The organism is Parafrankia soli (assembly GCF_001854695.1).
Classification (GTDB): domain Bacteria; phylum Actinomycetota; class Actinomycetes; order Frankiales; family Frankiaceae; genus Parafrankia; species Parafrankia soli.
Map to the genome: position 1 here is coordinate 31,627 of NZ_MAXA01000036.1, position 18,012 is coordinate 49,638.

Below are 18,012 nucleotides of genomic sequence, written 5' to 3' on the forward strand. Positions count from 1 at the left end.
GTGGGACGGCATTGATTTTCGTAGGACGCGGCCCACACTGCGGATATCGCCCCGTTCCCGCACGTCCGCCCGGAGGCCCTCGTGGAGCGCTCTCTCACCCCCCACCGCCTCAGTCCGCACCGCCTCGGCCCCCGCTGTCGCTCGCGGCGTGTCATCCGTCCCGGGACGGGCGGGGCCGCCGTGCTGGCGGTCCTGCTGGGTGCCGCCCTCACCACGCTCGCCGCGTGCGGCGACGGCACGGGCGGATCGGGGCCGGACGGGGCGCCGGCACCGCGCACCAGCGCGGCGGTCTCGTCCGGCCCGGCCGGCACGTCCCCGTCAGCCGGCCCCGCCGGCACCCCCGGATCGGGCGGTCCGTCCGGATCGGTCGGGGCGGAGGGGCCGGCGGCGGCCCCGTCGACCTGGACGACCCGCGAGGTGCGCGCTGAGCACCAGGTCACGCCGCCGGCGCGGCTGGTCGCGCTGCGCGCCGCGCGCAACGTGCAGGGGGGCGCTGCCTACAACCGGCTCGTGCTCGAGTTCGCCGGCGGCCTGCCCGGCTACACAGCGGGCTATGTCGACCAGGTGTTCCGTCCCGGCTCGGGGGCGCCGCTGCCGCTGCGCGGCCCGGTCACCTTCGAGATCGTCGTCACCCCGGCCGTGGCGCACGGCGACGCGGGGGAGTCCACGCTGACCACCCCCCAGTTCGGGGGTGAGCTGTCCGGCCCGATCAGCTACGCGCTCGCCGGTGACTACGAGGGCTACGTGCACATCGGCGTGGGGCTCGGCTCCCGGGTCGGCTTCCGCGTCGTCGAGCTGCGTGACCCCGCCCGGCTGGCGATCGACTTCGCGGGCTGATCACCCGAGGTCGGTCCCGGGCGGTGTGGTGGTCGGCCGGGGCACGACGGTCGGGGAGGGGAGCGGCGGCGGCGTGCCGTCCGGCGGTGCCGTCCGCGGTGGTCCGGTTGGTGGTGGCCCGGTCGGCGGGGGTGGAGTGGGTGGCGGCACGATGGTCGGCTCGGGCGTGGTCCGTCCGGGCGGGGTGGGCGGCCCGGTGGAGGTGGTCCGCGGCGCGGCCGTCCCCGTCGGCGCGGCTGGTGCGGTCGGCGTGGCCGGCCCCGGATCGCGGGCCGGGCCGGGCGCCGACGGCCGCCTTGCCGTCGGCAGCGGCGGCGCAGGCGGGAGCGGGCGGGCCGCCTCGGTGGCCAGACCGGCGAGATCCGGCGGCTGCTTGGCGATCGCCGTCCGCCCCCGGCCGTCGATGAGGACGGCGTTCGGCCCGGCCAGGTCGTTGATCCACACCAGGTCGCCGTCGACGGCCACCGTGAGCCGCGGTTGGTCGGCGGGCGCGGCGACCGGCACCGGATCGCCGAAGCCGCCGCGGGCGATGTCGTAGTCGAGCACCACGCCGAGCGCGGAGTCCGGCACGTACCCGTGACCGGCATGGACCACCGGTGTGCCGAGCTGGCCCGATCCGGGGATGTCCGGGATGGTCACCGTGGTCACCAAGCCCTGATCGACGTCCACGAGGAACAGGCGGCGGGTGGCCGGGTCGAGGAGGGGCACGGGGCCGCCGTCCGTGCGCGGCGGCGCCAGCAGGCCGGGGAGCGGTCCGCTGGTCGGGCCGGCGGGCGGCAGGGCGATCACGCGGCCCGTGTCGGGGGCGGTGACGGTGGCGGCGGTGGTGTCCACGGCGAGCGGGTGCCCGCCCGCGAGGACCACGTCGACGGCGTTGCCGGGCGGGGCGACCGGGTGCGGCGGCTCGGCGGCGCCGTCCCGCAGGGCGACGACTGTGCCCGCGGACCGGACCGGCACCCACAGGGTTCCGTCGTCGGTCAGCGCCGCGCGCCCCAGCGGCGGCGGGAGCTCCAGGACGGGGCCGGCGCCGGCGAGGTCGTCGCGGGTGAGCCGCCGGACCCGCCCGGACGCCGGGTCGACCGCGTAGGCCGCCGTCGCCGAGGTGACGATCGTCACCCCGGGTCCCAGATCCGCCGAGCGGACGGAGGCCAGCCGGGCAGGGTCGACCAGGTGCACCTGGCCCGAACCGGGGTCGGCCACGAGGACCGCCGCGCCGGTGCGGGCGACAGTCAGGTCACGTCCGACGGCGCCGGGCACGGTGACCGCGGCGTCGGCCCGCCCGGCTGGTCCGCTCAGGTGGGTGAGGGTGCCCGTGCTGGTGGTGGCCAGCCACACGCCGCCGTCGGTGAGCTCGAGCTCGGTGGGTGCGGCCCCGCGACCGGTCGCGACGAGGGCCGCCGCGGCGCAGAGGAACAGCACGCCCAGCCCGGCGCGGGCACGCCCACCGCGTGCCGGCATGAGGAACCGCCACGCGAACTGCCGAGAGGGCCGCCACGGGAGGCGCCGCCAACTGCCGGGAATCGTGGACCTCCAGGGGCGTCGCGGCTCCGCGGGCGGTTCGCCGCGGGCGGATCTTCGCGGGCGGCGAACCGCCCGGGCCGGGCGGTTCGGGCTCGGGGCGTGGCTGGTTGGTGTGTCGGGGCTGCGATCGGGGCTGCCGAGGCCTCCGCCCGGCTGGAGGGTGACCGGGCGGAGGCCGGCGACGGGTCGCCAGGCACGACCAGAAGACACAACCAGACACAACTGATGGTTGTTGTCAGATTGTGTTGCTGTCGTGACATGGATCGGGCGTGCGGTAGCCCCCGGAGGCCCGCGGCCCTCGAGGTGACCCGTCAACAGGTCTGACGCGCTGCAGCCTCGACTGGTTGCGACAGGATTTGGTCGAAGCGTGACATCTGTCGCCGGATGTGGCCGGATCGTTCCTCGGTGACCTGCGGGTGTGCGCCCGCGCGCGCGAGGGCGACGTAACCCTCGTCACGATTCCCACAATAGTTTCCGGACGGAGGACAACGAATCAGGCGACTCGGTCGTCTACTGCATCGGAACGGTTCGGCTCCGTGGCAGCGACGCCGCGGTAAAGGTCGCCAGCGGCACCGCCAGGTGGTGCTGGCCGGTGGTGCCGGTGGGCACTGGCGGCCAATCGCGGGAGGCGCGCCAGGAGCCGAGCCGTTCCCGGGCGGCACCCCCCGCCGCCCGCGGCGGGCCGCGCCGGTCGCTCCCCCTCGACCAGCGCGGCCCGCCACATCACGCAGGCCTCACCAGCAGGAGGTTCGGCATGACGGTCGAGGCGGATCGGGGCATCCCGTTCGCGGTCGCGTTCGACGACGTGGTGGCGAACGTCGAGCGGGTGATCCGCGGCAAGCGCACCGCTGTCGAGCTCGCGGTGATCTGCCTGTTCGCCGAGGGCCACCTGCTGGTCGAGGACGTCCCCGGCCTGGGCAAGACGACGCTCGCCCGCAGCCTCGCCGCCTCGGTGAACGCGGGCTGCCACCGCATCCAGTTCACCCCCGACCTGCTGCCCGCGGACATCACCGGGACCAACGTCTTCAACCAGCGGGCCGCCGAGTTCGCGTTCCGCCCGGGCCCCGTCTTCGCGAACCTCGTCATCGCCGACGAGATCAACCGCGCGTCGCCGAAGACCCAGTCCGCCCTGCTCGAGGTCATGGAGGAGCAGCGCGTCACCGTCGACGGGACCCGCTACCCCGTCCCGCTGCCCTTCATGGTCATCGCCACCCAGAACCCGGTCGACATGGATGGCACCTACGCCCTCCCCGAGGCCCAGCTCGACCGCTTCCTGATGCGGCTGCGCATCGGCTACCCCACCCTGGACGCCGAGCTGGAGATCCTCGAGGGACGTCAGGTCGGCCGCCGTGTCGAGGACCTCCGCCCGGTGATGCGCGCCGAGGACGTCGTCGCCCACGCCGAGCGCACCCTGGCCGTGCACGTGGCCCCGGCGGTGCGCCGCTACGTCGTGCAGGTTGTCGCCGCCACCCGGACCAGGCACGACGTACTGCGGCTGGGCGCGAGCCCGCGCGGCAGCGTGGCGCTGCTGCGCGCGGTCCAGGTCCGCGCCGCCTCGGCTGGGCGTGCCTTCGCCACCCCCGACGATGTCAAGGCGCTCGCCGGTCCGGTGCTCGCCCACCGGCTCGTGCTCAGTCCGGAGGCCGAGCTGCGCCGGGTCACCGCCGAGGACGTCGTCGCCGAGGTCCTGGACGCGGTCCCCTCGCCCCGTCGCCTCGTGGGCGCGTGAGCGAGCCGACCCCCCGGACGCTGCCGGGGTTCACGCCCGCCGCCTGGGGGCTGCTCGCCGTGACGGCCGCCTGCGCCCTCGGGGCGGTGCTCCTGCGCTACGCGGAGCTCGCCGCCTTCGCCGGTGCCGGCGCGGCGGCGCTGTTCACCGCGATGGCAGCGGTGGCCCGTCCGCCGCGGGTCACCGTCACGACACGGGTCACCCCTGCCGCGGTCACCCGCGGGGACGACGCCGCCCTGGTCATCTCGATCGTGAACCACTCCCGCTGGACGTCTCCCCCGTTCGCCCTACGCCTGCCAGCCGAGCCGGCCCAGCCGGGCGAGGTGCCCGCCGAGCCCGCCGAGCCCGGCGGGTCTGTCGGGTCCGGCGGGCCCGAGATCGCCGTGGACATCCGCCCGTTGCGCGGTGGCGCCAGCCGGGAGATCGTCCTGCCGCTCGACACCGCGGCTCGGGGAGTCCGCCAGATCGGGCCCCCGCAGGTGCACCGGTCTGATCCGTTCGGGCTGGCCCACCGCCACCAGTACCTCGGCACGAGCCTCACCCTGCGGGTCCGCCCCCGCGCATACCCGCTGGTCCCACCGCCGGCCGCCCCGGCCCGTGACCCCGACGGGCAGAGCGGACGTGGCGCGTCCGGGGGGCTGATGTTCCACACCCTGCGCGAGTACACCCCCGGGGAGGACCTGCGACTGGTGCACTGGGCCGCCAGCGCGCGCACGGGCACGCTGATGGTCCGAACGCACCTGGACCCCAGTGAGCCCGCCTCCACCGTCGTGCTGGACACCCGCCGGCGGGCCTACCCGCCCGGCCCGGTCGGGGCGGCCGTCTTCGAGGACGCCGTCGACGTCGCCGCTTCCGCGGTGCTCGCCTGCGCCCGCAACTCCTACGGCGTCCGCCTGGTCACCTCGGGCGGGGTGCGGATGACGGGTCGCCGACGCTCCACCGACGCCGAGTCCCTCCTCGACGAGCTGGCCGACGTCCGGCCGGACGAGGGTGTGACCCTGGATGTCCTGCGTACCCTGCGCCGCGGGCCCGTCGGCACCCTCGTTTTGGTGACCGGCGCGCTCGACCGGGACGCGGCGGCGGCGCTCGCCCCGGTGGCCCACGTGTTCGGCCAGGTGATCGTGCTTCGGATGGGCCCGCGCAGCGAGGCCGCCGCGCTGGCCCGGGGCCGGCGCGCCCCCGGTGACCGCCCACGCCTGCGCCCGAGCATGGAAGCGGTGGCACGGGCCCGCGCGGAACGAGGCGGCCCGGTCGCCCCCGCCGAGCCCACCCGCTCGACGGGATCGGCGGGCGCGGCCCGTACGGCAGGTGCGACCCGCATGGCCGGTGTGGCCGGTGCCGCTGGCGTGGCAGGGTCGGTTGGCATGGTCGGCACCGCCGGTTCGGGCCGGGTGCGGATGATCCACCTGGGCTCACCCGCCGACCTGACCGACGTCTGGCCTGCCGCGCCCCTCCCGCCCCGGGCGCCGGCCGCGGACCAGGCGGCCGCGAGTCCAGCGGCAGTGGGCTCGGCGGGATCGGGTTCAGCGGGATGGGGCCAGGCCGAAACCGAGCCGGACCTGGCGGGACCGCTGCTACCGGTGGCCTCCCTGGCATCGGCCGGCCCCGGCCCCGGCCCTAGTCCCAGGACTGGGCGCGGCGCGGGCGGCGGATCGTGACCGGCGCCGCGGGCCCGGCCCGCCGAGCCACCTTCGCCCCGGGCGAGGCCGGTCTACGCCGTATCGCCGCGCTGGCCGTCGTCGCCGCCCTCGCCCTGGTGGCCGGGACGGGATTCACCCGCCTCTTCCCGACCCGGGACCTGTGGGTGCTGCTGCCGGTGGCGGCGGTCCTGCCCGTCGTCCTGGTCGGCGCGCTCTCCCGGCACGGCCGCCCGGTCTCGCCGGCGCTGACCGTGCCCGTATGGCTGGCCGGCTTCGTAGCCTGGACGGCCTACACCGTCGCCGCCGGATCGGGCGATCTCATGGCCCGCCTCGATGTGGTCCGCACAGGCGTCGTCGACGGGTGGGCCCGGGTCCTCGACATGGGTGTCCCCGCCCCGGCCGACCCCGACCTGCTGATCGTCGCGCTCGCCCCCACCTGGCTCGCCGCGGCGCTCGGCGCCGAGCTCGTTGTGCGGACCCGCGCGGCGCTCGCCCCGGCACTGCCCGCCGCCGTAGCCCTTCTCGCCGCGTCCGCGCTGGCCGTCCCCGCCCCCGGGGGCAACCTGGYCCGGGCCGGTGCCCTCGCCGCCCTGACCGCGCTGTTCCTCATGATCAGAGCGCCCCGGGCCGCGAGCCGCGGCCCGCGCCGTGAGCTCGCGCGCCGGGGCGGCGCGACACTGCTCGTGGTCGTGGTCGGCGTGTTCGCCGGCACGGCCGCGACGAGGGCCGGCGGCGGGGACCCCGTCGACCCCCGCACCCACCGCTCGACACCACCGGTGAGCCAGACCGAGCCGAGCCCGCTCAGCGCACTCGGCGGCTGGACCGCCCATCCGGACGAGGTGCTCTTCCGCACCGACGTCAGCGGGCCGGCCCCGGCCGAGCCGGTGACCCTCCGGCTCGCCGTCCTCGACTCCTACGACGGCGCCCAGTGGCGGTCGACCGCCCGTTTCGTTCGGGCCGGCTCGGGGCCACCCTCGTCGCAAGCCGGGATCGCCGACGACCCGGCCGGTGATCCCGCTGCCGGCGACCGGGCCGCTGATCCAGCAGGTGACGGGCCCGGCCCGGCACCGGTGGGCGAGATGCGGCAGGTCATCGAGATCGCCGGACTGGGCGGGCGGATCCTCCCGTCGGACGGGCGTCTGGTGGGCGCCCCCACCGGTGTCCGGGTCGATCCCGGCACCGGAACCCTGCTGAACGACCGTCCGCTGCTTCCCGGCGACCGTTACGAGATCACTTCAGCGCCGGGCCCCCGGCCCGCGCCGGCGGATCTCCCCAGGTTCGACGCCGGCACCGCCCGAACGGGCGGGCCCGATCCCGACCTCGAGGTCCCCGCCGACCCGCCGGCCATCCTCGGCCGTCTGGCGGATATCGCGACGGCCCGGGGGAGCACCCCGTTCCAACGGGCCGCGCTGCTGCGGCAGTACCTGAGCGCGACCTTCACCTTCGACCCGGCCGTCCCACCCGGACACTCGTACGGGCACATCGACCACTTCCTCGCCCACACCCACCGCGGGACGTCCGAGCAGTTCGCGACCGCCTTCGTCCTCGCGGCCCGCATCCTGGGGCTGCCCGCCCGGCTTGCCGTGGGATTCACCGCGCCCCCCGCGGTGGACGGCCAGCCCCGCACCGTGCACGGCGCCGACGCGCTCGCCTGGGCCGAGGTGCGCTTCGACGGCGCCGGCTGGCTGCCGTTCTTCCCCACCCCGCCGGCCGCGGACGCCCGCGGCGCGAGCGTGGCGGGATCGAATCCGGGCGAGACCCCCGAGCAGGCGGAACTGATCGACGTCGCCCTGCGCTCCGCGGTCGAGACCACGGCACCGGCCACCCGGGCCACGGAGGACTCCACCCCGGCGGCCACGCCGCCCGGCCCGGGTGCCTGGTCACGTTGGGCCATCCGGAGCGGCCTGGCGATCGCCGGCGCCGCGGCGCTGTATCTCGCGCTCGCCGTCGCGCTGCCCTCGCTCCGGCGGGGCCGCCTGCGCCGCGCGGGCCACCCACGACGCAGGGTGGTCGACGCCTGGCGGCAGGCCGTCGACGCGCTCGCCGACGTGGGCCTGCCCGTCCCGGCCGCCGCGAGCCCGGGAGAAGTCGCCCGGCTCGCCGCGGCCGAGGTGGGCCCGTCCGGCGAGACGGCGATCCGCGAGCTGGCCGAGATCGTGACCCTCGCCCTGTTCGCCCCCGTGACCGCGGTGGAATGGGAGGGCACCCCCGGCCGCCGCGCCGCGGACGAGGCCTGCCGCCTCCTCGACCGGTTCGAGCGGGCCCTGCGCGAGCGCACGACACGCCGAGCGCGGATCCGCCGGACGCTGGCCCCGAGCACCGTGGCCACCGAGCTCCGCCGGCTGCGGGACGCACGGGATCCGCGGGATCCGGGAGATCCGCCGACCGGGGCCGCGGGGGACCCGGACGGCCCGCGCGACCCCGGCACCGACCAAGGGCGGCCCGATCCGGGCACCTCGCCGGCCGGGTATGTCTCGGACGGGAAGCGCTTTGCCCCGGCGGCGTGATCCTGGCATCCCCGACCTCGACCCCACCCAAGCCGCCGCCCGCCGGGAACGCCCACCGGACGGCCCATCCACCCGCGATCACCGGACTCCCGGGCCGAGGACACCGGGGCTGGTCCGCGAGGTTCGCCTGACGCCGCTCCGGATAACCGTGGACAGGGTCGTGCGTCGCGGTGCCGCCCGGCCACCGGCTCGGGGCACCGCACCGACCTTTCCCGGCGTCGCCGAGCTCGAGGCCGTCGACCGCGACGTCTTCCGGGGCGGCACCAGGGGCGTGCCCGTCCACCTGGGGCAGATCGCCGTCCAGGGGCAGCTCGCGGCCGGCCGGACGGTGGGCTCGGGGCATCCCCTGCATTCGGTGCAGGCCCAGTTCCCGCGCCCTCCGCGCGAGGAGCACTCGGTCGTGTACCTCGTCGACCGGGTCCGGGACGGGGCCACGTCCGTGACCCGGCGGGTGACGGGGGTGCAGGCCGGTGAGGTGGTCTGCGCGATGCACCTGTCGTACCAGCGGAGCTGGCGCGGCGGACACCAGTTGCGCGCTCCCCGCGTGCCACCCCCCGAGGCCCTGGAGCGCTGGCGTACCGACCCCCGGGAGCTGGGCGACCTGCTCGTCGACCTACGGCTGGCAGCCGGCCCGGCCCCCGCCGCCGGACCGGGCTCCGCGGCCGGCCCAGGAACCGCTGCCGGTGGTCCAGCGGGTAGGGGCGCCCGGTCTGGTGGGAAGGGGCCGGGGCGCCCGATCGCCTGGGTGCGCCTCGTCGAGGGGCTACCGGACGACCAGCGCCTGCACGCCGGCGCGCTGACCTACATCGCCGGCCACGCCGCGGCCGCCCTCGCCAACTGGCCGCCGCCAGCTGCCCGCGCGCCGGTCGGCGGGGAACCGTCCCGGGCGGCGGCGCTCGACCATGCCGCCTGGTTCCACCGCCCGTTCCGGGCCGACGAGTGGCTGCTCCTCGTCCAGGACAGCCCGTCCGGCGCGGGCCCGCGGACGTTCACCCGGGCCACCTTCTTCGACCGGGACGGCCTGCTGGTCGCCTCGACCGCCCAGGAGCTGGCCCTCGGCTGATCCCGCCCTGACCCTGGCCTCGGACCACCCGCCTCGGACCACCCACCTCGGACCACCCACCTCGGATCGGGGGCCCCGAACTTGCGGGTGCGGCCAGGATCATAGAGAGTAAACGCTCGCGAACAATCGCTGGCGCGTCTGATCGGCGAGAACTAGGAGCGCATCATGCCGAGGCCGAACTGGCAGCTGCTTCCGGACCCAGAGCCGCAGGAACGCAGCTACTCGATCGTCTCGGTGGACGATCATCTGACCGAGCCTGCCGACATCTTCGTCAAGCGGTTCCCGGCGAACCTTCGGGACAAGGCACCTCAGGTGATCACGACGCCGGACGGTTCGGAGGCCTGGGTCTACCGCGACCGGCTCTACCGTGACAACGGAATGAGTGTCGTCGCCGGGCGCCCGCAGTCCGAGTGGAACCTCGACCCGCTGAACTTCAGCGAGATGCGCCGGTCCGCGTGGGACGTGCATGCCCGTGTGAAGGACATGGACCTCGACGGCATCTGGGCGTCACTGTGCTTCCCCTCCGGGGCGTGGGGCTTCACCGGCCGCGTGCTGTCGATGAACAACGACCAGGAGGTCGGGCTCGCCGCGGTCCGGGCCTGGAACAGCTGGATGATCGAGGAGTGGCACGGGGCGTACCCGGAGCGCTTCATCCCGATGCAGCTGCCCTGGTTCAAGGACCCCGAGGTCGCCGCCGAGGAGATCCGCCGCAACGCCGAGCTCGGCTTCACCTCGGTGTCGTTCCTCGAGTCGCCGCATCTGCTCAAGCTTCCGCCGATCACCAACCACAGGCACTGGGAGCCGTTCTTCAAGGCGTGCGAGGAGACCGACACGGTCATCTCGCTGCACTGCGGCGCGAGCGGCTTCGTCCTGCAGGGCTCGCCGGGCGGCGGCCTGAACGTGCAGACGTCGCTCTTCCCGGCGGGCGCGTTCTGCGCGGCCGTGGACTGGGTGTGGGCGGGCATCCCGGCGCTCTACCCGAACCTCAGGATCGCGCTGAGCGAGGGTGGCATCGGCTGGGTGCCGATGGCGATCAACCGCCTCGACTACGTGCTCGAGCACTCCGGCAGCGGCGGCACGCCGTGGACGTACGACGTGACGCCGAGCGAGGCGCTGCGCCGGAACTTCTACTTCTGCATGCTGGACGACCCCGGCACGCTCGACCAGCGTCACATGATCGGGATCGACCACATCCTGTTCGAGACGGACTTCCCGCACGCCGACTCGACCTGGCCGGGCTCGCAGGACCTGCTGCGCAAGCGTTTCGCCGACATCCCGCGGCACGAGGCCGTGATGATCGCCGGTGGCAACGCCGCGAGGCTGTTCCGACACCCGCTCCCGCAGGGCGGCGACTGGCCGGCGATCACCCCGTAGGCCAGCGGATCACCCGGTCGACGGGCGTCAGACCGGGACCTCGACGGCCTCGCCCGACACGAGGCCCGCGACCGCGGTCGCGTACAGCCTCGACTTGATGGTCCCCAGCGTCCGTGACGCCTTGCCGGTGAGTGGGCGGGCCATCGCGATCGCCGTCGCCAGGACCTTCTCCTGGTCGGCGACGCCGTCGATGATGCCGGCCGCGAGCGCGTCGTCGCCGCCGTACCTGCGGCCGGTCGTCATCGCCTCGTGCGCCGTGCGCACCGGCATGCGCGCCCGGATCAGCTCGGTGATCCCGATGCTGAAGGGGATGTCGACGTCGACCTCGGGCAGACAGAAGTAGCCCCGGTCGACCCGCATGACCTGTTGGTCGTGGGTCAGCGCGAGAACGGCCCCGGCGCCGAAGGCGTGCCCGCCGACCGCGGCGACGGTCGGCAGCGCCAGCGTCACCATCCGCGCGAACAGCACCCGCACCGACTGGATGAACGGCCCGATCTCACCGGGGTTCGCGGTCATCCACGCGAGGTCGAACCCGTTGCTCCAGAACTTGCCCTCGGCGGTCGTTACCAGCGCTTTCGGCCCGGCCGCGGCGGTCACCTCGTCGAGGCGGGCGTTGATGGCGGCGACCGCGGCCGGGTTCAGCCGGTTCTCCCCGTCGCCCAGGTCCAGGACGAACACGTCACCATCGCGGTCGAGTCCTGCCACGTGCGCGCTCCTCGCGTAGTCGCCCCGGCCGGGTGCCGGGTGCCGGGTGTGCTCGTGCTGACCAGGAAAACGTAGCGCGCAAGCCCCGTCCTTCGGAGTGGGGTTAGCGGGTCGGGGCTGGTCGCCGTTGCTCCTCGATGTACTCGCGTACGAGTGCCAGTGGGGCGTCTTCGGCCGAGACTGCGAGGTAGGACGGTGACCAGAAGTGGCCGCGTATGAGGTGCTGGTTGACCCGGTCGGTGAACTCGGTGCGCAGCCGTCGGGCGGACACGCCTTTGAGGCTGTTCACCAGCGCGGAGACCGCGACCTTGGGTGGGTACTCGACCAGCAGGTGGACGTGATCGTCTTCTCCGTTGAACTCGGTGAGGGCTGCGCCGAAGTCGGAGCACACGCTGYGCATGATCTGTTCGCAGCGGGTCAGCATCGCGTCGTCGAGTACTCCACGCCGATACCTGGTCACGAAGACCAAGTGGGCGTGCAGCGAGGAGACCACATGTCTGCCTCGCCTGTAGTCGTCTGCTTCCGTCATAGACCAAATATGCTGGATGGTGTGGCAGTCGTTCGTTACCGCTACCGTGCCTACCCCGGGCCGGGGCAGGCACGGGCGTTGGCGCGGGCGTTCGGCTGCGCCCGGGTCGTGTTCAACGACGCGATCCGGGCCCGCGACGAGGCGTACAAGGCCGGCGAGAAACTGTCGGACACCGAGGTTCAGCGCCGGGTGGTCACCCTCGCGAAACTCACCGACGAGCGAACCTGGCTGTCCGAGGTGTCGTCGGTGGTACTCGTGCAGGCGTGCCAGGACGCACGCCGGGCGTTCCGGAACTGGTTCGACTCGCTGTCCGGGAAGCGGAAAGGCCGGCAGGTCGGCCATCCGCGGTTCCGGTCACGGAAGGACAACCGGCAGTCGATCCGCCTCACCCGCAACGGCTTCACCGTCACGCCCCGAGGGGTGCGGGTGGCGAAGGTCGGAGATCTGCGGCTGGCCTGGTCGCGTCCGCTGCCCTTGGTTCCGACGTCGGCGACGGTGATCCGGGAGGCGGACGGCAGGTACTACGTGTCGTTCGTCGTCGACGTCGACGACGTCCCCTCCCCGGCGACAGGCGCCGAGATCGGCGTCGACCTCGGGTTGGACCGGCTCGCGACCCTGTCAACCGGACAGATCGTCGCGAACCCGCGTCCTCTGCGGTCGCGTCAGCGCAGGCTCGCCCGCGCACAGCGGGCACTGGCCCGCAAGCGGAAGGGTTCGGTGAACCGGCGCAAGGCGGTCCGCCGGGTCGCGGTCGAGCATCGGAAGGTACGGGACACCCGCCGGGATCATCATCACAAGCTCGCTGCTCGGCTGGTCCGCGACAACCAAGCGGTCTACGTCGAGGATCTGGCGGTAGCCGGGCTGGCCCGTACGCGGCTGGCCCGGTCGGTGYACGACGCGGGCTGGTCGATGCTGGTCGGTCTGCTCGAGGAGAAAGCGGCCCGGTGTGGCCGGGCCGTGGTGAGGGTGGGCCGGTTCTTCCCGTCGTCGCAGGTCTGCTCGGCCTGCGGCCACCGGGACGGCCCGAAGCCTCTCCAGGTCCGGACGTGGACCTGTCCGGGGTGCGGTGTCAGCCACGACCGGGACCTGAATGCCGCGCGGAACATCCTCGTCGAGGGTCAGCGCCTGGTCGCCGCTGGGCGGAAAGGCGTGGCTGCGATGCCACGTCAGGCGGAGACCGTAAACGCCTGCGGAGCCGACGTGAGACCCGGACCCGTCCGGGCAGCTGGCTGTGAAACAGGAACCCACCGAGGTGCCGCGTGAACCCACGCCGCACGGCAGGAACCCCCAGCCTTCAGGCCGGGGAGGACGTCAATATCGTCGATCGGTCGGGTCCGACGCACCCGGCGTCTCTCAGAGTGGTCCCGGGCAGGCCGGGACGCCGCCGACCGGCTCGCCCTGGACGCTGTCACGCACCGCCGTCGCGGGCAGGTAGCCCCAGCTCCCGGTGTACCCGAAGGCGTTCGGGCGGGCGAGGTCCCCTTGGGTGTAGAGCCACCAGGTGTTCGTCCTCCCGTCCAGGACGGGGTTCGGTCGCCCCTCCAGCTGGCAGATCACCCAGACCGTGGTGGACGCGCGCATGAGCCCGGAGTCGTCGAGCGGCTGGCCGTCATCGGTGGCGACGTTCGCGTAGACGGGGGAGTCGACACTGGTCGCGCACATGAACCGTTCCTCGAACCGTCGGTCGCGGTAGTCGGCCGCCGTGGCCGCCTGGTATCCGCAGGAGCCCGCCGGGCCGGCCGGGCCCGGCGAGGTCCCCGCCGGGCCCCCGCCGGGCGACGACGACGGGCCGGAGGGTGGCGTCGGCCCGGTCGTCAGGCCGGCTCCCGGTGACGTGCCCGGCTGCGTGGCCCCGGGATCGACCGACGGCGACGTGCCGTCGGCCTGGTCCGTGCCGCCGCCGGTGAGCACGACGAGCAGCAGCGCCGCCAGGGCCAGCAGCGCCACCGGCCCGGCGAGGAGCACCCACCGTGGCGGGAACCGTCGCCGCGGTGTCGTCTGGCGCGGTGTCGTTCGGCGCGGCGGCCGCGGCTGTCCGGGAACCTGGTTGTCGGGAGGCTGTCCGGGAAGCCGGTCGCTGGCGTCCGGGAACGGCCCGGCGGGCGCGCCCACGGCGTCCACGGCGGCCAGGACGGCGTCGAGCTCGGCGGCGATCTGTTCGGTGCCCGGCCGCCGCGTGGGCTCCGCGGCGAGCATCCGGCGCAGCAGGTCCGTCAGCCGCACGGGGATGTCCTCCCGGGTGGTCGACTCCATGTCGTCGGCCTGGATGCGGGCCACGATCTGCACGACCGTCCGCCCCGGGAACGGGGTGGAGCCGTTCAGCAGGGCGAACAGTGTGGCGCCGAGCGCGAAGACGTCCGAGGCGATCCCCGGCTGTTCGCCCAGCATCACCTCCGGCGCCGCGTATCCGGCGGTGAACGCGGCCGAGACCGTGGCCGCGTCGGCACCCTCGCCGACGCTGGCGATGCCGAAGTCGCTGAGCACCGGATCGCCGGGCCCGCGCAGCAGGATGTTCGCGGGTTTCAGATCGCGGTGCAGAATGCCGTGCCGGTGCGCCGCGCCGAGCGCCCGGGTGATCGGGATCATCAGCGCGACCGCCTCCCGGACGGGCAGCGGCCCTGATTCGCGCAGCCGCTGGCTGAGCGTGCCGCCGGGAAAGTACTCCATGGCGATGTAGGGCCGATGATCGGACGTCGTGCCGGCGTCGAACACCGTGATGATGTGTCGATTCCCGGTGAGCCGCCCGGTCGCCCGGCATTCCCGCACGAAACGCCGCTCCGCGTCCGGATCGCGCAGGTCGGCATGCATGATCTTGACCGCGACCCGCCGGTCGAAGATCTCCTGTTCGGCGAGGTGGACGGTGCTGAACCCACCGTGGCCGATGTCGTGGAGGAACCGATATCCACTGATCATCGCGGATGTCCTCCACCCGGGACGTGAGCCAACATCGAGCACGCTACACCGGGTGATTCGCCGCACATCGTGCCGTGCCGCGGCCGGATATCCCGCTAGCGGGCGCCCGGTTCGTCCCGACACGGGAGCAGGGCCGTTTCCCCGCGGTCCCAGGCGGCGAGGATGTTCTCCGTGCAGTAGCCCTCGACGGCCATGGTCGCCCGGGCACCGAACAGGACGTCGCGGGCGAGCGCCGGCTCGGCGCGGACAAGGCCACCCGCGAGTGACTCCGCCGCGAGATTCTGGTGGTGGGCGTCGGCGACGACGTGGACCTCGAAGAAGTGCCGGGCGCTCCAGGGCAGGCCCAGCCGCCGCAGGGCCGCGGCGTAGGYGCCCATCGGCTCGACCGATGTCATCTCGAAGACCGCCAGGTGCCCCACGAGCGCGCCCCGCCACCGCCGGTGCAGGCCGAAGAAGCTCGGGACGTTGGCGGTGGCCAGGGTGCCTCCGGGCAGGCGGTCGACGTAGGCGCCGTACGAGGGGTCCAGGCCCAGCTCGAGCATGGTCAGGCCGAAGAGGTTCTGGTGCATGTCCCGCTCGGTGCCACCGCCGTACTCGTCCGCCTGGATCTCCACGAGTGCGGCCTTGGCGGCGCCGGTGAGGCGGGGAACGGCCCAGGTGTGCGGGTCGGCCTCCTTCAGCTGGAGGAGCGAGCGGTGCGCCGCGTACTCGCGGAACTGATCGAGGCTGCCCCGCTCGGCGAGGCGGCCGGACAGGGAACGGCCTCCCGGCTGGGAGATCACCCGGCGCAGCTCCGCGGCGATGTCCCCCGCGGGGGACGGGTCCGGGCCGGCCAGGTCGATCAGGCGGCGCTCCAGGTCGCCCTCGAGCTCCGCCCGCAACGCGAGCAGCGAGGGCTCCCACTCGAACCGGTCGTCGACCCCGCGGAAGCCCCGGTAGTGAAGCTCGTACAGGCAGTGCAGCGCGAGGGCCCCGTCCTCGCCGAACAGCGCGTCGTCCGCCGGCTTCGGCCACCCGGCGGCGGGCCGGACGTCGCCGCCGAGCAGTTCGACGAGGTACTCGGAGAGGGGGCCACGGGGAACCGGGAGCGGCGGCGCCTCGAGCACCGCCGGGGTGAACACGGTCCCGTATCCCGCGGAGTGGTCCGGGGGCCGCCCCGTCCTCATCGCCCGACCGGCTGTGCTGTCCCGGCCCGCGCCGCCGTCCCGGCCCGCTTCGCGGCTCCGGCCTGCGCTCCCGCCACAACCCGTTCTGTCCCGGCCGGAGCCCCCACCACGGCCCCGCCCGCCCGGGGTTGCGGGTCGGCGACCTCCGACGCCCGGCCGGCGGCGCGCAGGACGTCCCCCAGCACGGCGCTCTGGTCCCGGGCGCCGGCGTCGCGCACGAAGGTGACCCCGGCGATCAGGTACGAGTGGGGGGCGAAGAACGCCTGCTCGCGGCCGGCGAGATCGCCGATGCGGGCGCGGACCCCGGCGTCCCGGCAGAACCTCCCGAAGCGGATCGGCGTGACCATCCAGTCGGTGACGGAGTAGCCCCGATCACGGGCGAACCGGAGCACTCCCAGCGGGTCGGCGATCGAGGAGACGATCAGCATCGCCAGGTCGAGCCCGCAGTCCAGGACGTCCTGGGTGACCTCGGCGCCGCGGGGGCCGCCCCAGAGGTCCGGCGCGCAGGACGTGCCCGGCTCGGCCGGGAGGTACGGCGGGTTCCCGATCACGCAGCGCTGGGCGGCCGTCGGCACCGCGGTGAAGAAGTCGCCCTCGTCGACGACGTAGTTGCGCAGCGGGGTCAGCCCGATCGCGCGCCGCGCCGTCGCCGCCGCCCCCGGGTCGCGCTCGAATCCGTGCACCCGCGTGTCGGAGCCGGAGCGCAGCAGGGCCCGCACCACCGGCACGGCCGTCCCCGAGCCGATCTCCAGGATCCCGCCGGCCAGGCATCCGCCGTGCTCCGCGGTGGTCAGCAGACGTTCCACACACCAGCCGTAGAACGTCGACTCGACCTTGTCGTAGAAGGACATGGCTCGCCTCTCGTCGCGCGGCCCGTCGCCAGAGCGCGCTCGGGATACGACCTCGTCGCGTCCCGAGGCCGGCGCGGGCTACATGTCCGTCCGGGCCCCGGAAAAACCTCTCGGCGCCGCGGGACAGGCGGGGGTGATGAGGGCGCGGTCCGGGCATGTCGACAGTGGCCGGATCGCGGCCGGCTCGTCGCGGCCACGGTGATCAGCCATCGGAACGGGTGAATGCCGGCAGGGATCAGCCACCGGAACGGGCGAATGCCGGCAGGCCGGTGCCGCCGGACGGATGGTGGGAGGGCGAGCATGGGGCAACAGGCCAGGAACGACACGAAGACCAGGACGGGACAGCCGGTACGGCCCTCGGCCCGCGAGGCCCGGCCGCGTGCCCGTGCCGCCACCCACACCGCGCCGGCCGGCCAGGGGCTCTCCGACGAGGAGATGGCCCGCCAGGTGACGGACCAGACCTCACACGACCGCCTTGCCGAGTCGTTCTTCGAGGGGGAGCGCGGTGGCGCGCGCAGCGACGTCGAGGCGGCGAAGTTCCGCGACGCGAAACAGCCGGAGTGACCGCCCCGGAGTGACCGCCGGAGCCCCGCCGGAGCCCCGGAGTGACCGCCGCCGGAGGTATTGACCGGCAGGTGGCGGCCCGGCAGGCGGCCCCCGGCGGTGTTTTCCGCCGGGGGCCGGGAGTCAGCCGCGGGCGGCCGCGGTGGCCCGCCGGTTCGCCTTCCTGACGGCTTCGATCAGGTCGGCCTTGTTCATCGTCGAGCGGCCCGGTATGTCGAGCTGCCGGGCGATTTCCCGCAGGTGCTTCACGGACGCCTTCTCGTCCACGCCTTCGGCGGTGGGAAGCGGGTCGGAAAGTGCCTTGTCGGTGGGGCGCGCGGCCTGCTCGTCGGAGGGCCCGCGGCGGCCGCCCTCCTTGGGGGCCCAGTTGTCCCCGACCTTCTCGTGCGTGTGCTTGAGCGCTGCGAACGCCGTGCGGTGCGCACGCTCACCCTCGCCGTAGCTCTCGACCGCCGAGTCGTGGGTCTCCTTCCAGGTACGCACGGCCTTGTCGTCGGAACGGGCGACGGTGGAAGGGACGTCCGTGCGCATACGCGCCGTCTTCGCCCGCTTCGCGCTCCCGCCGTTCCTGGAGGACTTCCTGGACTTGGTCCCTCGGGCCATCCCGTTTCCC

At 74.4% G+C, this 18,012-nt stretch carries 15 protein-coding genes; 8 read left to right on the forward strand and 7 right to left on the reverse strand.

Features of this window, described 5'->3' with window-relative positions; translation table 11 throughout:
* The first annotated feature begins 180 nt into the window (after positions 1 to 180).
* Positions 181 to 837 carry an AMIN-like domain-containing (lipo)protein gene (locus tag BBK14_RS04965; RefSeq protein WP_071060017.1) on the forward strand — a complete coding sequence of 219 codons (657 nt, stop codon included), beginning with the start codon at positions 181 to 183 and terminating at the stop codon, positions 835 to 837.
* Here the strand turns inward: BBK14_RS04965 and BBK14_RS04970 are convergent, their stop codons facing one another.
* Complete coding sequence (locus BBK14_RS04970) at positions 838 to 2,295, reverse strand: NHL repeat-containing protein (protein WP_241831153.1); 1,458 nt, start codon at positions 2,293 to 2,295, stop codon at positions 838 to 840.
* 817 nt (positions 2,296 to 3,112) lie between these two features.
* Between BBK14_RS04970 and BBK14_RS04975 the strand changes: the two genes are divergently transcribed.
* The 5 genes from BBK14_RS04975 (at position 3,113) to BBK14_RS04995 (ending at position 10,671) form a co-directional block, all read left to right on the forward strand.
* Positions 3,113 to 4,087: an AAA family ATPase gene (locus BBK14_RS04975; RefSeq protein WP_071060019.1), complete on the forward strand. Its 975-nt coding sequence runs from the start codon at positions 3,113 to 3,115 to the stop codon at positions 4,085 to 4,087.
* The gene (locus tag BBK14_RS04980; RefSeq protein ID WP_071060020.1) at positions 4,084 to 5,745 is read left to right on the forward strand and encodes a DUF58 domain-containing protein; all 1,662 of its coding nucleotides are present in this window, start codon (positions 4,084 to 4,086) and stop codon (positions 5,743 to 5,745) included. Before BBK14_RS04975 ends, BBK14_RS04980 begins: the two co-directional genes overlap by 4 nt.
* Positions 5,742 to 8,234, forward strand: a complete 2,493-nt coding sequence (locus BBK14_RS04985) for a transglutaminase TgpA family protein (protein WP_071060021.1) — start codon at positions 5,742 to 5,744, stop codon at positions 8,232 to 8,234. Before BBK14_RS04980 ends, BBK14_RS04985 begins: the two co-directional genes overlap by 4 nt.
* A gap of 160 nt (positions 8,235 to 8,394) precedes the next feature.
* Positions 8,395 to 9,297 (forward strand): acyl-CoA thioesterase, encoded by a 903-nt coding sequence (locus BBK14_RS04990; RefSeq protein WP_241831144.1) that lies wholly within the window; start codon positions 8,395 to 8,397, stop codon positions 9,295 to 9,297.
* A 165-nt stretch (positions 9,298 to 9,462) separates the two neighbouring features.
* Complete coding sequence (locus tag BBK14_RS04995) at positions 9,463 to 10,671, forward strand: amidohydrolase family protein (RefSeq protein ID WP_071060023.1); 1,209 nt, start codon at positions 9,463 to 9,465, stop codon at positions 10,669 to 10,671.
* A gap of 27 nt (positions 10,672 to 10,698) precedes the next feature.
* On the opposite strand, the gene BBK14_RS05000 is transcribed toward BBK14_RS04995, so the two are convergent.
* A complete protein-coding gene (locus tag BBK14_RS05000; RefSeq protein ID WP_071060024.1) occupies positions 10,699 to 11,376 on the reverse strand; it encodes an enoyl-CoA hydratase-related protein in 678 nt (225 codons plus the stop codon).
* A 103-nt stretch (positions 11,377 to 11,479) separates the two neighbouring features.
* Positions 11,480 to 11,905 (reverse strand): IS200/IS605 family transposase, encoded by a 426-nt coding sequence (gene tnpA, locus BBK14_RS05005; protein WP_071060025.1) that lies wholly within the window; start codon positions 11,903 to 11,905, stop codon positions 11,480 to 11,482.
* Positions 11,906 to 11,926: 21 nt separating this feature from the next.
* Here tnpA and BBK14_RS05010 point away from each other — a divergent pair, with 21 nt between their 5' ends.
* On the forward strand, positions 11,927 to 13,168 hold the full coding sequence (locus BBK14_RS05010; RefSeq protein WP_241831145.1) for an RNA-guided endonuclease InsQ/TnpB family protein: 1,242 nt from the start codon (positions 11,927 to 11,929) through the stop codon (positions 13,166 to 13,168).
* Between the two features lie 90 nt (positions 13,169 to 13,258).
* On the opposite strand, the gene BBK14_RS05015 is transcribed toward BBK14_RS05010, so the two are convergent.
* The 3 genes from BBK14_RS05015 to BBK14_RS05025 form a co-directional block, all read right to left on the reverse strand.
* Positions 13,259 to 14,818, reverse strand: coding sequence for a serine/threonine-protein kinase (locus BBK14_RS05015; protein ID WP_020458294.1), 1,560 nt, complete (start codon positions 14,816 to 14,818; stop codon positions 13,259 to 13,261).
* A 95-nt stretch (positions 14,819 to 14,913) separates the two neighbouring features.
* A complete protein-coding gene (locus BBK14_RS05020; protein ID WP_083390724.1) occupies positions 14,914 to 15,984 on the reverse strand; it encodes an iron-containing redox enzyme family protein in 1,071 nt (356 codons plus the stop codon).
* Positions 15,981 to 16,835: a hypothetical protein gene (locus tag BBK14_RS05025; RefSeq protein ID WP_071060028.1), complete on the reverse strand. Its 855-nt coding sequence runs from the start codon at positions 16,833 to 16,835 to the stop codon at positions 15,981 to 15,983. Before BBK14_RS05025 ends, BBK14_RS05020 begins: the two co-directional genes overlap by 4 nt.
* A gap of 300 nt (positions 16,836 to 17,135) precedes the next feature.
* On the opposite strand from BBK14_RS05025, the gene BBK14_RS05030 reads away from it, so the two are divergent.
* Positions 17,136 to 17,399: a hypothetical protein gene (locus tag BBK14_RS05030; RefSeq protein ID WP_071060029.1), complete on the forward strand. Its 264-nt coding sequence runs from the start codon at positions 17,136 to 17,138 to the stop codon at positions 17,397 to 17,399.
* A 123-nt stretch (positions 17,400 to 17,522) separates the two neighbouring features.
* Here BBK14_RS05030 and BBK14_RS05035 read toward each other — a convergent pair whose 3' ends face one another.
* Positions 17,523 to 17,930 carry a ChaB family protein gene (locus BBK14_RS05035; RefSeq protein ID WP_071060030.1) on the reverse strand — a complete coding sequence of 136 codons (408 nt, stop codon included), beginning with the start codon at positions 17,928 to 17,930 and terminating at the stop codon, positions 17,523 to 17,525.
* Positions 17,931 to 18,012 lie beyond the last annotated feature (82 nt).

Excerpts from the sequence above, each read along its gene's own strand:
- BBK14_RS04970 (WP_241831153.1), bottom strand. The coding sequence starts at position 2,295 with ATGCCGGCACGCGGTGGGCGTGCCCGCGCCGGGCTGGGCGTGCTGTTC.
- BBK14_RS04975 (WP_071060019.1), top strand. The coding sequence starts at position 3,113 with ATGACGGTCGAGGCGGATCGGGGCATCCCGTTCGCGGTCGCGTTCGAC.
- BBK14_RS04995 (WP_071060023.1), top strand. The coding sequence starts at position 9,463 with ATGCCGAGGCCGAACTGGCAGCTGCTTCCGGACCCAGAGCCGCAGGAA.
- BBK14_RS05015 (WP_020458294.1), bottom strand. The coding sequence starts at position 14,818 with ATGATCAGTGGATATCGGTTCCTCCACGACATCGGCCACGGTGGGTTC.
- BBK14_RS05025 (WP_071060028.1), bottom strand. The coding sequence starts at position 16,835 with ATGTCCTTCTACGACAAGGTCGAGTCGACGTTCTACGGCTGGTGTGTG.
- BBK14_RS05030 (WP_071060029.1), top strand. The coding sequence starts at position 17,136 with ATGGGGCAACAGGCCAGGAACGACACGAAGACCAGGACGGGACAGCCG.
- BBK14_RS05035 (WP_071060030.1), bottom strand. The coding sequence starts at position 17,930 with ATGCGCACGGACGTCCCTTCCACCGTCGCCCGTTCCGACGACAAGGCC.